The organism is Polyangium jinanense, from assembly GCF_028435265.1.
Lineage (GTDB): Bacteria > Myxococcota_A > Polyangia > Polyangiales > Polyangiaceae > Polyangium > Polyangium jinanense.
In genome coordinates this window covers 1-15,990 of the sequence record NZ_JAGTJK010000060.1, presented here as the reverse complement: position 1 = coordinate 15,990, position 15,990 = coordinate 1, and the positions used below count along the sequence as shown (strand labels likewise).

At 70.3% G+C, this 15,990-nt stretch carries 3 protein-coding genes; all 3 read left to right on the top strand.

Going from position 1 to position 15,990, the window contains the following annotated elements:
* The first annotated feature begins 4 nt into the window (after window positions 1-4).
* Window positions 5-4,627: a type I polyketide synthase gene (locus KEG38_RS47435; RefSeq protein WP_272427518.1), complete on the top strand. Its 4,623-nt coding sequence runs from the start codon at window positions 5-7 to the stop codon at window positions 4,625-4,627.
* A 9-nt stretch (window positions 4,628-4,636) separates the two neighbouring features.
* Window positions 4,637-10,894, top strand: a complete 6,258-nt coding sequence (locus tag KEG38_RS47430) for a non-ribosomal peptide synthetase/type I polyketide synthase (RefSeq protein WP_272427516.1) — start codon at window positions 4,637-4,639, stop codon at window positions 10,892-10,894.
* The coding region (locus KEG38_RS47425; protein WP_272427514.1) for a condensation domain-containing protein at window positions 10,891-15,990 on the top strand (5,100 nt) is incomplete at its 3' end. The genes KEG38_RS47430 and KEG38_RS47425, both read left to right, overlap by 4 nt.

Below are 15,990 nucleotides of genomic sequence, written 5' to 3'. Positions count from 1 at the left end.
AAGCATGAGTGAGGAAGCGGCGCGGTCCGCCGACGACGAGCTGGCCGTCGCCATCATCGGCATGGCGTGCCGTTTCCCGGGGGCGAAAGACGCGGAGACGTTCTGGAGCAACCTGGTCGGCGGGGTCGAGTCCATCACGATGTTCTCGCGCGAGGAGCTTCGCGCGCGGGGCGTGCGGGCGGAGCTCCTCGCGAACCCGGACTTCGTCCCGGCGGCTCCGGTGCTCGAGGGCATCGAGCATTTCGACGCGTCGTTCTTCGGCTACGCGCCGCGCGACGCCGAGCTACTCGATCCGCAGCAGCGCGTCTTCCTCGAGTGCGCGTGGTCCGCGCTGGAGAACGCCGGCTACGGGGGCGCGAACCTCGGCTCCGTGGGCGTCTTCGCGGGCACCAGCGTGAGCACGTACCTGATCTTCAACCTGATGACCCACCCCGAGATCGCCCTCGCCGAGGACACGTTCCCGGCCATGGTGGCGAACGATCGGGACTTCCTCGCGACGCGCGTCGCCTACCACCTCGATCTGCGCGGGCCGAGCATGGACGTGCAGAGCGGCTGCTCGACGTCGCTCGTGGCGACGCACCTCGCCTGCCAGGCGCTGCTCGGCTTCCAGTGCGACATGGCGATCGCGGGAGGCGTCTCCATCCACATGCCGCAGCGCGCGGGGTACGTCTTCCAGCCCGGCGGCATCGCCTCGCCCGACGGGCATTGCCGCGCCTTCGACGAGGGCGCGAATGGCACGTTGTTCGGCAGCGGCGTGGGCGTGGTGGTCTTGAAGCGCCTCGACGACGCGATCCGGGACGGGGACACGATCACCGCCATCATCCGCGGCTCGGCGATCAACAACGACGGCGCCGCGAAGGTCGGCTTCACCGCGCCGAGCGTCGAGGGGCAGGCCGAGGTCATCGCGCGCGCGCATGCCATCGCAGGCGTCTCCCCCGAGGACATCGGGTACGTCGAGGCCCACGGCACGGCGACGCCGCTCGGGGACTCGGTCGAGGTCGCGGCGCTGACGAAGGCGTTTCAGGCGACGAGCGACCGTACGCAGTTCTGCGCCCTCGGCTCCGTGAAGACGAACGTCGGGCACCTGGACGCGGCGGCGGGCGTCGCGGGGCTCATCAAGACCACGCTCGCGGTCCGCCATGGCGAGATCCCGCCGACGCTCCACTTCTCCCGCCCGAACCCGCGCCTCGAGCTCGACAAAAGCCCCTTCTTCGTCAACGCGCGGCCGGCGCCGTGGCCCGTTTCGCGCTCGCCCCGCCGGGCGGGGGTCAGCTCGATCGGCATCGGTGGGACCAACGCGCACGTGATCCTGGAGGAGCCCCCGCCGGCCCCGTCCTCGGGCCCTTCGCGCCCGTGGCACGCACTCGTGCTTTCGGCGAAGACCCCGGAGGCGCTCGATCGCGCCACGCAGGCGCTCGCCCAGCACCTCGAGAGCCACCCCGACGTCCCGCTCGCCGACGTGGCGTACACGCTCCAGGTGGGGCGGCGGTCGTTCGCCCATCGCCGGGCGATCGTCTGCGACCTCGAACGCGGCGGCGAGGGCGCGCGCGCGCTCTTCGAGCCGCGGCGCATCCTGTCCGGGACCGTCGAGGGAACGCCGCGCGTGGTGGCGTTCATGTTTCCCGGGAGCGGCACGCAGCACGTCGGCATGGGCGCGGAGCTCTACCGCAACGAGCCGGTCTTCCGCGCGGCGTTCGATCGCTGCGCCGCGATCCTCGCGCCGCGGCTCGGCGCCGATCTGCGCGATGTCGTGCACGCTCGCGAGGGCAGGGGAGGCGGGGCGCTCACGCAGCCCTCGCTCGCGCTCCCGGCGCTCTTCGCGATCGAATACAGCTTGGCCGAGCTCTGGAAGTCGCTCGGCGTCGAGCCCGCCGCGATGATCGGCCACAGCATGGGCGAGTACGTCGCGGCGTGCCTCGCGGGCGTCTTCTCGCTGGAGGACGCGCTCGCGCTCGTCGCGGAGCGCGGGCGCCTGCTCGGCGCCGTGCGGCCCGGCGCCATGGTGAGCGTCGATCTGCCCGAGGCGTCGCTGACGCCGCTGCTCGATCCGCGCCTGTCGGTGGCCGCGAAGAACGGCCCCGAGAGCTTCGTCATCGCCGGAGAAGAGGACGCGATCGACGCCTTCGTCCGCACCTTGGACGAGCGCGACATCGAGTACGTTCGCCTGCCGATCCAGGTCGCCGCGCACTCCCACCTCGTCGAGCCCATTCTGCCGGCGTTCGCCGCGTTCGTGCGGGGGCTCCGGCGGAGCCGTCCGCGCCTGCCCTTCATCTCGTGCGTGACGGGGACGTGGATCCGCGACGAGGAGGCCGAGAGTGTCGAGTACTGGGTGCGCCAGCTCCGACAAACCGTGCGCTTCGCCGACAGCATCCGCACGCTGCTCGACGACCCGCGCTGGGTGCTGCTCGAGGTCGGCCCCGGGCGTGCGCTGAGCTCGGCCGCGCGGCAGCAGGTGGGAACCGGTTCGTCGGGCAAAGTGGCGGTGCTGTCCTCGATGTGCCTGCCGCAGGAGGAGCGCTCCGAGGTCGAGTTCGCCATGACCACGCTCGCGCGGCTGTGGCTCGCGGGCGTCGCCGTCCCCTGGGAGCGCCTCCACGCGAGCGGCGCGCGGCGGCGCGTCCCGCTGCCCACGTATTCCTTCGAGCGCCGGCGCTTCTGGGTGGATCCCCGCCCCGCCGACGCGCGCCTCGCCGCGCCGTGCTCCGCGGAGGTCGGCGCGGCGCCCGCCCCGCAGGCGAGCGGCAAGAAGCCGGACGTCGCCGACTGGTTCTACCTGCCCTCGTGGAGACGGACGTTGTGGCCCGCGCCCGCGCCCGGGGCGGGCGAGGCTTGCTGGCTCGTCTTCGTGCCGCCCGAGGGGCCCCTCGAAGGGCTCTCGGAGCGGCTCGCGGCCACCGGCGCCACGGTCGTCACCGTGCGCCCCGGCGGGGCGTACCGGCGGGTTCGCGAGGGGCTCTACGAGATCGATCCGCGGAGCCGAGGCGCGTACACGACGCTGCTCGAGGATCTCGCGCGCGAGCTCGACCGCGCCCCGACGCACGTCCTGCACGCCCTGAGCCTGCTCGAGCCGCGCCGGACCCACGACGCGACGGCCCACGCGAACGACGTCGGGTTCCAGAGCTTGCTCTTCCTCGCGCAATCGCTCGGCGAGCTGCCGGCGCGCAACGCGGTCCATCTCCTCGTCGTGTCGAGCGATGTCCAGGCCGTCACCGGGAGCGAGCGCCTGCGGCCCGAGCACGCGACGCTCCTCGGGATCTGCCGCGTCTTGCCGCGGGAGCACCTCAACATCACGTGCAAGAGCGTCGACCTCGGCGGTTATCCCGACGCGCTTGGGCCCGGCGCGCTGGCGCAGCTCGTCGCCGAGGCCGAGAGCGAGGGCCAGAGCGGCGTCGTCGCGCACCGCGGCGCCCACCGCTGGGAGCAGACGTTCGAGCCCGTGCGCCTCGAGCGCCCGGCGAGCGCGACGCCGCGCCTGCGCAGCCGCGGCGTGTACCTCGTCACCGGCGGCCTCGGCGGCATCGGCCTGGCCCTCGCGGAGCACCTTGCGCGCACCGTCGCGGCGCGGCTCGTCCTCGTCGGGCGCTCGGCGCTGCCCGCGCGGGACACCTGGGCCGCGTGGTGCGCGTCGCATGGGGAGGACGATCCGGCGCGCAGGGCCATCACGCAGATCCAGGCCATCGAGGCGCTCGGCGGCGAGGTGCTCGCGCTCCAGGGCGACGTGGCCGACGCTGCCCGGATGGCCGAGGTGCTCGCGGAGGCGCGCGCCCGGTTCGGGGCGCTGAACGGCGTCATCCACGCGGCGGGCTTGCCGCCCGGCGGCCTGCTCCGCACGAAGAGCCTGGAGACGGTCGAGAGCATCTTCCGGCCCAAGGTCGGGGGGACCGTCGTGCTCCACGGCCTCGTCCGTGAGCCGCTCGACTTCTTCCTCGTGTGCTCGACGCGGACCGCGATCGTCGGCGATTTCGGTCAGGTCGACCATTGCGCGGCGAACGCGTTCCTCGACGCCTTCGCGCAGCGATGCGCCGCCGAGGGCCAGACGCACGTCGTCTCCATCAACTGGGACGCCTGGCGCGACATCGGCCAGGCCGCGACGGCGGCGCGCGCCGAGGATTTCGCTGCCTACCGGGAGATGCTTCAGGCGAGCGGCATCGGCACCGAGGAGGGCATCGACATCTTCGACCGCGTCCTCTCGCGTGCGACGCCGCAGATCGTCGTCTCGACGCGGGATCTCTCGGCGGTGCTGGAGGAGGCGGGGCGCTTGGTCCAGGCGCTGACCGGGACTGAGGCCGGCGAGGCGGGCAAGGCGCGCATCGAGGCGCCGATCGAGGAGATCGAGCGCATGATCGCGGACATCTGGAAGCGCGTCCTCGGCGTCGAGCGCGTCGACAGCCACGACAGCTTCTTCGACATCGGCGGCAACTCGCTCATCGGGCTCAAGGTCATCGCCGAGCTCAAGCGTGCGCTCGGCGTCGTCCTGCCCGTCGTGACGCTTTTCGAGCGCCCGACGGTCGCGGCGCTCGCGCAGCTCCTGCATCAGGACGAGGGGGGCGAGGCCACGTACACGGACCGCCGAACCCGGGGGGCGCGGCGCCGGGAACGATTGCAGCGCAGGCGCGAGGACCGATAGGAGAACGCCATGGATGTCGCTGGGACGGGTATGGAAATCGCGATTGTTGGCCTCGCGGGACGCTTCCCGGGCGCCCGGGACGTGCCGACGTTCTGGCGAAACCTATGCAATGGCGTGGAGTCCTTCAGGACGTTCACCGAGGAGGAGCTCCTCGCGCGGGGCGTCTCTCCGGAGCTCGTGCGGGATCCGAGCTACGTCCGGGCGACGGCGATGGTGGAGGACGTCTCGCATTTCGACGCCGCCTTCTTCGGGTATCCGCCGCGCCAGGCGGAGCTGCTCGATCCGCAGCAGCGCATCTTCCTCGAATGCGCGTGGGAGGCGCTGGAGGACGCGGGGTACATCGTGCCCCGCAAGGATCTCCTGGTCGGCGTTTTCGGCGGCGCGGCGCTGAGCACCTATCTGCTGCTCCACATCTGGTCGAACCCCGCCGTCCTGGCCTCGCTCGATCCGCTCCAGGTCAGCCTGAGCAATGGCAACAGCTTCCTCACGACGCGCGTCTCCTACAAGCTTGATCTCAAGGGACCGAGCTTCCTCGTCGAGAGCGCCTGCTCGACGTCGCTCGTGGCGGTGCACATCGCCTGCCAGAGCCTCCTCAACGAGGAGTGTGACGTCGCGCTCGCGGGAGGCGTGTCCATCAACCTGAGCCAGCAGCACGGCTATCGGTTCGTCCCGGGGAGCATCCTCTCGCCCGACGGGCATTGCCGCCCCTTCGATTCGAAGGCGCAGGGCATCGTGTTCGGGAGCGGGGCGGGTGTCGTCGCGCTCCGGAGGCTCGAGGACGCGATCGCCGCGGGCGACCACATCTACGCGGTGATCAAGGGATCGGCGGTCAACAACGACGGCGGGCTGCGGGCCGGCTACACCGCCCCTGGGGTCGAGGGGCAGGCGCAGGTGATCGCCGAGGCGCACGCGAATGCGGACGTCTCGGCCGACACGATCTCGTATGTCGAGACGCACGGCACGGGGACGCCGATCGGGGATCCCATCGAGGTGCAAGCGTTGACGAAGGCGTTCCGCGAGAGCACCGACGAGCGCCGGTTCTGCGCGATCGGCTCGGTCAAGGCCAATGTGGGGCACCTCGACGCCGCCGCCGGCGTGGCGAGCTTGATCAAGACGGCGTGCGCGCTCCGGTACAAGAAGATCCCGGCCAGCCTGCATTGCGCGACGCCGAATCCTGCCATCGATTGGGACGGTAGCCCCTTCTTCGTCAATACCACCCTCTCGCCCTGGAGCGGCCCCACGCCCCTACGCGCCGGGGTGAGCTCCTTCGGAATGGGCGGGACCAACGCGCACGCGGTGCTCGAAGAGCCTCCTTCGCGGCTCGCCGGTTCGCCCGGCCGCCCGGCCGAGCTCCTCGTCCTCTCGGCCAAAACGGAGACGGCGCTTCGAGCCGCGAGGGAGCGGCTCGCCCAGCACCTCGAGGACAACCCCGATCTCGTCCTCGCCGACGTGGCGCACACGCTCCAGGTCGGACGCAGGGTGTTTCCCCATCGCAGCTTCGTCGTCGCCGGCAGCGCGGCGGAGGCCACGCGGCGCTTGCGAGACATCCACGTCGCGCTGGAGGAACAACCCTCGGAGCGGCCCGTCGCGTTCCTCTTCCCCGGGCAGGGCGCGCAGGCCGTCCAGATGTTCGCGCAGGTCTACCGTCACGAATTGGTCTTCCGGCGCGAGCTCGACCGTTGCGCCGAGATCCTTCGCCCCTTGCTCGAGGCCGATCTGCGCGCGATCCTCTATCCGCCGGAGGGCGAGGAGGCGCGCGCCGCCGACCGCCTGAAAGAGACCGCGTGGACCCAGCCCGCGATGTTCTCGGTCATGTACGCGCTCGCCCAGCTCTGGGGATCCTGGGGGATCACGCCGCAATGCATGATCGGGCACAGCGTCGGCGAGTACGTCGCGGCCTGCCTCGCGGGCGTCTTTGATCTGCGCGACGCGCTGCGGCTGGTCGCCCAGCGCGGCAAGCTCGTCCAGCGTTTGCCGCCGGGCGCGATGCTGGCCGTGCCGCTCGCGGAGGACGCGATTGCGCCCTTCCTTGGCGGCGACGTCGCGCTGGCGGCCGTCAATGCCCCGAATCAATGTGTGATTGCGGGCCCGATCCCCGCGATCACGGAGATCGAGCAGCGCCTCGCGTCCTCCGGCGTGGACGCCCGCCGCCTCGCCACCTCGCACGCCTTCCATTCGCCCATGATGCGGCCCATCGTCGGCGAGCTGTCCGCGCTCGTCCGCGCGGCGCGTCCTCGACCTGGCAAGACGCCCTTCATTTCGTGCGTGACGGGCACCTGGATCACGCCCGAGCAGGCCCAGGACCCGGTGTACTGGACAGAGCACCTGCTCCGCACCGTGGGCTTCGCCGAGGGCCTCACGACGCTCCTCGAGGACGGGCGCCGTGTGCTGCTCGAAGTGGGCCCCGGGCGCACCCTGAGCCGCCTTGCGCGGCGTATCCCCGCGGGGCAGGGGCGCGTGATCGAGCCCTCCCTCGCGCAGGAGGAGCAGAGGTCCGAGGAAGAGGCGTTGCACGTGACGCTCGGGAGGTTGTGGCAAGCCGGCGTCGTGGTCGATTGGGCCGGCTACCGCGGGCAGGAGCGCCGGCTGCGCGTCCCTCTGCCGACCTATCCGTTCGAGCGCAAGCGCTTCTGGATCGAGCCCGCCGTCGCGACGGCCATGGCGGCGCCCGTGGACGCCCCGCAGCGCCCCGCCCCTGGCGCCGAAGAGCTCGCGGACCGAGGGCGCGACGAGGCGCCCGGCCCGCCGATGGAGACGCGCGTCGGGTTCCGGAACGCGTACGTCGCGCCGGAAAGCGAGATCGAGAGCAAGCTCGTCCAGATCTGGGAGCAGATCCTCGGCACCACCAACATCGGCCTGGACGACGATTTCCTCGACCTCGGCGGCGACTCGCTCCTCGCGACGCAGGTCACCTCTCGGATCCGCGCGACGTTCGGCGTCGACATCCCCGTGCGTGTGCTCTTCGAGGCGCCCACCGTGGGCAGCTTCGCCGCCCGCCTCGCCGAGGCCCGGAGCGAGGCGCACCGCCCCGTGTTGCCCGCGGCGTCCACGGCCACGCGCCCGTATTCCTTCGCGCAACAGCGGATCTGGTTCATCGATCAGCTCGAGCCCGACAGCCCTGCCTACAACATGCCGTATGCGCTGGAGCTGTCCGGGCGGCTTTCCGTCGAGGCCATGCGTGGCGCCTTCGAATCGCTCGTGCGTCGCCACGACGTTCTGCGCACCACCTTCGACAGCCACGAGGGCCTCCCGGTCTTGCGCCTGCACCCGCCTGGGCCGCTCGCGCTGCCCGTCGTGGACCTTTCGAGCTGGCCCGTGGCGACGCGACAAACCGAGGCCAACCGGCTGATGAGCGAGGAGGCGCAGCGGGCGTTCAACCTGCACACCGGCCCGCTTTTGCGCATGTTCTTGATCAAGCTCGAGGACGAGCTGCACGTCCTCGTCTTCAACATGCACCACATCGTCTCCGACGAGTGGACGCTCCTCCTCGTCGTGCGAGAGGTCGCCGCCCATTACAACGCGATCGTCAATGCGGGCGCGCCGGAGCTGCCTCCCTTGCCCATCCAGTACGCCGATTACGCGGCGTGGCATCGCGATTACATGCAGAGCGAGGCCATGGAGCGGGCGCTGCGGTACTGGAAAAAGCAGCTCCGCGGCCTCACGCCCCTGGATTTGCCGACCGATCGACCGAGGCCGCCGAGATCGAGCCTCCGCGGCGATTGGGTCGAGATCGAGCTCCCCGCGCCGGTGACCGCGGGGCTCCAGGCCCTCGCGCGGGAAGCGGGCGTGACGCTCTTCATGGTGCTGGTCGCGGGCTTCTTTTCGCTCCTGCACCGGCTCAGCGGGCAGACCGACGTCGCCCTCGGAACGCCGGTCGCGTGCCGCAACCGCGAGGACTTCGAGCACCTCGTCGGCGTATTCTACAACATGCTCGTCCTGCGCGCCGATTTCCGGGACGACCTGACGTTCCTGTCGCTGCTTTCGCAGATCAAGGAGACCACGCTCGGGGCGATCACCCACCAGGAGATTCCCTTCGAAAAGCTCGTGGACGAGCTGAAGCCGGCGAGGGATTTTTCGCGGCCACCGCTGTTCGAGGTCTTCTTCGCCCTGCAAAATAAGCCCTTCGAGAACGTCACCATCGACGGGCTCTCCGTCTCGGCGCGGCCCATCACGAGCGGCACGTCCAAGCTCGACCTCTCGCTCTACCTCGGCGAAAGCAATGGCGTGCTCCGGGGCCGCATCGAATACGCGGTCGACCTCTTCGATCGGCCCACCGTCGAGCGCCTCGCCGCGCGGCTCTGCTCGATGTACGAGGCCATCGTCCGGGATCCGCGGGTGCGCGTCGCCGACCTGCCCCTCTTGACGGACGCGGAACGCGAGGAGCTCTGCCGGTGCAGCACGACGACCGCCCCGCCGCTCCTCGCGCGCTCGCTGCCCGAAGCCTTCGCGGCACAGGCCGCGCGCATGCCCGACGCTATCGCCCTCGTCGCGGACGACCACCGTCTCACGTACCGGGACCTCGCCGCGCGCGCCCGTAGGCTCGCCCAGCGCCTCCAGCGCTCCGGCGTCGGCCCGGACGTCCTCGTCGCCCTCTTCGTCGAGCGCTCCGTCGAGATGATGATCGCCATCCTCGCCGTGCTTCAAGCGGGCGGGGCGTACGTCCCCATCGACCCCATATCGCCCCGCGAGCGCACGGCGTTCATCCTGGAGGACGTGCGCGCGCGTGTCCTGCTCACGACGGCGAGCTTGCGCGCAGAGCTGCCGGACGTGCGCGCCGAGGTCCTCTGCCTCGACATGGAAGGGGACGCGATCGCCGGAGAGGACACCGCACCCTTGTGGGAGGGCGTGGGCCCGGACAACCTCGCGTACGTCATCTACACCTCCGGCTCCACGGGAAAACCCAAGGGCGTCGGCGTCACGCACCGCAATGTGCTGAGCCTCTTCGCGGCCGCCGGCGAGCTCTTCCGGTTTGGCGCGGACGACGTCTGGACCCTGTTCCATTCCTACGCCTTCGATTTTTCGGTCTGGGAGATATGGGGGCCGCTGCTGCACGGCGGTCGCCTCGTCATCGTCCCGCACCTCGAGGCGCGCTCGCCCGAAGACTTTCACGCGCTGCTCCAGCGCGAGCGCGTGACGGTGCTCAACCAGACACCGTCGGCGTTCCGCCAGTTCGTCGCCTGGGAGAGCGAAAACGCCGCGGCGCCCCTCGCGCTGCGGTACGTGGTCTTCGGTGGCGAGGCGCTGGATTTCGCGCACCTCGCGCCCTGGTTCGCGCGGCACGGCGACGAGGCGCCGATGCTCGTCAACATGTACGGCATCACCGAGACCACGGTGCACGTGACCTTCCAGCGCGTGCGCGCGCGGGACGCGACCTTCGGGCGCTCGCTCGTCGGCAGGCCTATCCCGGGCTGGCAGGTGCACGTCCTCGATCGCTACCGGCAGCTCGTGCCGCCGGGCGTGGCTGGCGAGATCTACGTCGGCGGCGCCGGCCTCGCGCGCACCTACATGGGGCGCCCTGCGCTCACGGCAACACGCTTCGTGCCCGACCCCTTCTCGAGCGAGCCCGGTCTTCGCCTCTATCGCAGCGGCGACCTCGCCCGGTGGGCGCCGGGCGGCGTCCTCGAATACCTCGGGCGTATCGACGAGCAGGTCAAGGTGCGCGGGTATCGAATCGAGCTCGGCGAGATCGCGAATACGCTCGAGACGCACCCGGGCGTGCGCGACGCGGTCGTCGTGGTGCGGGAGGACATCCCCGGCGACAAGCGGCTCGTGGCCTACTGGATTCCCGCCGCGGAGCCACCTTCGCCCGCGGAGCTCCGCGAGCACCTGCTCCGCACGCTGCCGGAGTACATGATTCCCGCCGCGTTCGTCGCGCTCGAAGCGATCCCGCTCACGCCGAATGGAAAGCTCGATCGAAGAGCGCTGCCCGCGCCGCACGCGCAAGGGACGGCCCATGCCGACGCGACGGGCAAGGCCGAGGTGCGCGTCGAGCGCGCCGTCGCTGCCATCTTCGCCGAGGTGCTCGGGGTCTCCAGCGTGGGCCTCGACGACGATTTCTTTTCGCTCGGCGGCCAGCCGCCGCTCGTGACGCGCGTCCTCTCGCGCATCCGCGATACGCTCGGCGTCTCGCTTCCGCTGCGGGACGCGCTCCAATCGATGACGGTGTCCGCCCTCGCGCGGAGCGTCGAGCGGCTCTCGCCGGCGGGCGGCGCGACGAACGCGGACGCGGCACCCGAAGCGCTCGACCTCGAGGAGGGGGAGCTGTGACCGACGCCGAACTCTTGCAGCACGTGCGTTCCCTCGGCGTCAAGCTCTGGCTCGAAGGGGACGCTCTGCGTTACAGCGCGCCGCGTGGCGCGTTGACGCCCGAGCTCCTCGCCGAGCTCAAGCGTCACAAGGAGACCTTGCGGGCGATCCTGCGCGCCGAGGAGGATCCTTCGAAGCTGCCGCCCATCACGCCCGCGCCGCGGGACAGCCGTCTTCCGCTGTCGTTCGCGCAATTGCGCTTCTGGCTCGTCGATCAGATCGAATCGAATGCCGCCGCGTTCAGCATTCCCTTCGCGCTGCGTCTCTCGGGCGACCTCGACACCGACGCGCTCCGGCGGACCTTCGAGGAGATCGTGCGGCGGCACGAGTCGCTGCGCACCACCTTCGAGATGCGCGACGGGACGCCCTGCCAGATCGTCCACCCGCCCCCGCACTGGCTCTTGCCCATCAGGGATCTGTCCGATCTTCCGACCGAGCAACGCGAAGACGAGATGAGGCGCCTCGTGCTGGCGAGCGCACACGAGCCCTTCGACATTTCCCGCGGTCCGCTTCTGCGCACGACCCTCATCCGCCTGCATGGATTCGAGCACGTCTTCGTGGTGAACGTGCACCCGATCGCCTCCGATGGCTGGTCGTTCCGCATTCTGACGCGTGAGCTCGTCACCCTGTACCAGGCGCTGCGCGAGGGGCGGCCCTCTCCGCTCTCCGCGTTGACGATCCAGTACGCGGATTTCGCGGTGTGGCAGCGCCGGTTTTTGGTGAGCGTCTTCGATCGCCAGCTCGCGTACTGGAAGGAACAACTCGCCAACGTCGAGCCCCTCGATCTGCCCCTCGATAGGCCGAGGCCCGCTGTCCCGGCGCGGCGCGGCGCGATGCTCCGGTTCCGGTATCCCGCGAAGCTCGCCGAGACGCTGAGCGGCGTCGTACGGCGCCGCGAGGGGGCCACGCTCTTCATGGTGCTCTTCGCGGGCTTGCATGCCTTGCTCCACCGCTGGACGGGGCAAAACGAGATTGTCGTCAGCACGCAGAGCGCCGGGCGCACGCGCCCCGAGCTGGAGGACATCGTCGGGCTCTTCCCGAACACGCTCCTCATTCGCGCCGATTTCTCCTCCAGGCATCTGCGCTTCCGGGATCTGGTCGAGCAGGTCCGTGAGCGAACGCTGGGCGCGCAAGCGAACCAGGACGTGCCGTTCGAGCGGGTGCTCGAGGCGGTCGAGAAGGGTCGGAACGCTGGGCATACGCCGCTGCTCCAGGTGATGCTCATCAACCAGAACCTGCCCATTTCCTCGATGAAGATGCCCGGCCTCGTGATGGCGCCCGAATACGTCGAGCGCGGCACGAGCCAGATGGATCTCGTGATCAGCGCCCGGTGGTCGTCCGAGGGCATCGACATCTCGGCGGAGTACGACACCGATCTCTTCGACGCGTCGACGATTCGCAAATTCTTCGGGCAATACGAGCGAGTCCTCGAAGCCTTCACCGTCGATCCGGGAATCACGATCGCCGCCTTGCCGCTCCTCTCCGCGGACGAGCGCGCGCGGATCCTCGGCGAGCACGGTCGATCCGCCGAGCGCAAGCTGGAGGTGCGCTCGGTGAAAGACCTCCTCGAGGCGCAGGTGGATCGGACCCCGGAGGCGATCGCCGTCGAGGACGGGGCGGAGCGGCTGACCTACCGCGAGGTCGAGCTTCGCGCAAACCGATTGGCCTTCCGGCTTCGGCAACGCGGCGTCGGCCCCGAGGTGCGCGTGGCCCTTCGCCTGGACAGGGCCGCCGACCTCGTCGTCGCGATCTGGGCGGTCCTCGCGGCGGGCGGGGCGTACGTGCTCCTCGCGCCGGACGCGCCGCTCGACGAGGCCCGCGCGATCGTGCGCCGATGCGGCGCTTCGCTCCTGCTCACCCGGCACGCGCTGGTCGAGCCCCGCGCGGCAATCGACCTGCCGTGCGAGTTCGTCGATAGGGCGACCGAGGAGGACGCGCCGAGCGATCGTCTGGCCCGCCAAACGTCTCCGGCAAGCCTGGCTTGCGTGCGTCTCGATCGTGGTGCGACCGACGAGCCCCAGGGGGTCGCGGTGTCCCACGGCGCCCTCGCGAGCGTGGCCGTCGCGCTCCGCGACAGGCTGAGCCTCGGCGACGACGAGCGTATGCTTCAGCTCGCCTCGTTTGCTTCGGGCGGGTTCGGCGACGAGATGGTTTTGTGTATGCTCGCGGGCGGGTGCCTCGTCGCGCGGGACGCGGCGACGCACGATCCGGCGGGCTTCCTCGAAGCCTGTGAACGGTCGCGCATCACCTCGGTCGCTTTGCCGACGGCGTTCTGGCACGATGTGGTGGCGCACCTCGTCGAGTCGCGGCGCCCCGTTCCCCCCTCGTTGCGTCGGGTGCTCCTCGGCGGCGGCGAGGCGGCGCGCGTCGATCGCGTCAACCAGTGGCGGTCGCTCGCGGGCTCCCAGGTGCGGCTCTGGAACACGTTTGGCCTGGCACAAGTGGCCGGCGTGAACATGGCCGGAGAGTTATCGGAGATCTTCGCGTCGGGCCAGCGTGTGCCCACGGGCCGGCCTGTCGCTGGGGCCAGGGTCTACATCCTTGATTCGTATGGCCAGCCGGCCCCGGTGGGGACGCGTGGTGACCTTCATATCGGCGGCCTGGGCGTCTCGCGCGGGTACCTTTCGAACCCCGCTCTCACGGCTGCGTGCTTCGTCCCCGACCCCTTCAGCGAGGAGGCGGGCGCGCGGATGTTCCATACGGGGGTGCTGGCGCGCTGGCTGCCGGACGGTCGCATCGTATTGCTGGGACGCTCCGACGATCGGGGCCAGGGGTGCGGCGCGCGCATCGAGCTGCCGGCCATCGAGCGGGCCCTCTCCGAGCACCCTGGCGTGCGCGAGGCCGTCGTCGTGGCCCAGGACGGACCCGGGAAAGGCGCCCAGCTCGTGGCGTATGTGGTGCCCTCCGCGGCACCGCCTCCCTCGTCCGGGGATTTGCGAGCATTCCTCGCATCGCGCCTGCCGGACGCCACGCTCCCGACGGCGTACGTCTTGCTGGATCCCGAAACCCCGCAGGGCGGGGTCGATCGGGCTGCGCTGCCGGCCCTCCGCCCGGAAGACGCCCCGCAGCGTACGCCTGTCGAGCAGATGGTCGCGCGCGCGTTCGCCGAGGTCCTTCAGGTCCCGCACGTCGAATTGCACGACAGCTTCTTTTCGCTCGGCGGCCATTCGCTCCTCGCCACACAGCTCGTCTCGCGCATTCGGGCGGCGGTCGGCGTGAACCTGCCGCTCCGGTCCTTCTTCGAATCGCCCACCGTGGGGGGATTGGCGAAGGTCGTCGAGGTGGAGCTCCGCCGCGGCAAGCTCGTGGCGCCCGCGCTCCAGCGCGCCCAGCACGACGGGGACGTCCCGCTCTCGTTCGCGCAGCAGAGGCTCTGGTTTCTGTATCAGCTCGATCCGGAGGGCACGGCGTATCACATGCCCCTGGCGCTGCGGCTCACGGGCACGATCAGCATCGACGCCATTCAGCGCGCCATGGACGAGGTCTCGCGCCGGCACGAGGCGCTGCGCACCACGTTCGATTTCGTCGACGGGCGCGCCGTCCAGCGCATTCATCCCGTCGGGCCATTCCCGCTCGTGGTCGAGGACCTATCGCGCGCCGAGGATCCCGAGGCGGAGGCTCGGCGCATTGCCGTGCAGGCCCATTTCCACCCCTTCGATCTGCGCAGGGGCCCCCTCATTCGCGCGCTCTTGCTGCGGCTCGGGCCGGAGGAGCACATCCTCGTCGCGAACATGCACCACATCATCTTCGATGGTTGGTCCATGGGCGTGCTCGTCCGGGAAATCGTCCAGCTGTACGAGGCATTTCGTCGCGGGCAGCCCATTGCGCTGCCCCCGCTCCCGATCCGTTACGTCGATTATGCCCTGTGGCAGCGGAGCTGGCTCTCGGGTGACGTGCTCGATCAGCAGGTCGCCTTCTGGAGGGAGCGCCTCGCCGGCGTCGCGCCGCTCGAATTGCCGACGGACAGGCCGAGGCCCGCTGTCGCCTCTCAGCGCGGCGCCACCCTCCCCGTGTCGATCCCGGCGCGGATCTCGGATGGGCTCCGCGCGCTCGCGCAGAGGACGGGCACCACCTTGTTCATGGTGCTGCTCGCCGGTTTCCAGGCGCTCTTGCACCGGCTGAGCGGGCAAGAGGATTTTGCGGTCGGCTCCCCGATTGCGGGGCGCACGCGTAGAGAGCTCGAAGGGATCGTCGGCTTTTTCGTCAACACCCTCGTCCTCCGCGCGGATTTTTCGCGCGGGCCGACCTTCCTCGAGTTCCTCGCGCAGGTCAAGGAGGCCACGCTCGACGCTTACGCGCACCAGGATCTGCCCTTCGAAAAGCTCGTGGAGGAGCTCGCGCCGGCGCGTGATCTCTCGCGGCAGCCGCTCTTCCAGGTGATGTTCGTCCTGCAAAACGCGCCCTTCGACGCGGTGCACCTCGACGGATTCTCGATCACCCCCGTATCCGTTGACATTCCCACGGCGCATTTTGATCTGACCCTCTCCATGTTCGAGCAGGACGGGCAGATCCTCGGCCTCCTCGAATACGCCACCGACCTGTTCGACGCGAGGACGGCGGAGGGGTTTTTGGAGCGGCTGCGGCTGGTGCTGGAGCATGCGGCCAGGGCGCCCGAGGGTCGTATTTCGGACTGGGACATCCTGACGGAGCGAGAGGAGCGGCTGTTTTCGCATTGGAACGAGACGACGGTGCCCTACCCGCGCGAGGCTTGTATCCACGCGCTCTTCGAGGCACAGGTGGCAAAGACGCCGGACGCCATCGCGCTGGCGTGGGACGACGGCGCGCTCGTGTTCGACGCGGTCAATCGACGCGCCAACCGCCTTGCGCGCCACCTTCGCGTCCTCGGGGTGGGTTCGGACGTCCCTGTCGGCGTCTTCGCGGAGCGTTCCCCCGAGGCCGTGATCGCGCTGCTTGCCATTCTGAAGGCCGGTGGTGCGTACGTGCCGCTCGATCCATCGCTCCCCGCCGAGCGTCTCGGCTTCATCGCGCGGGACACCGGGCTTCGCGTGGCGCTCGTGCAGCCCGCGCTCGCGAAGGAAACCTCGCGCTTCGACGTG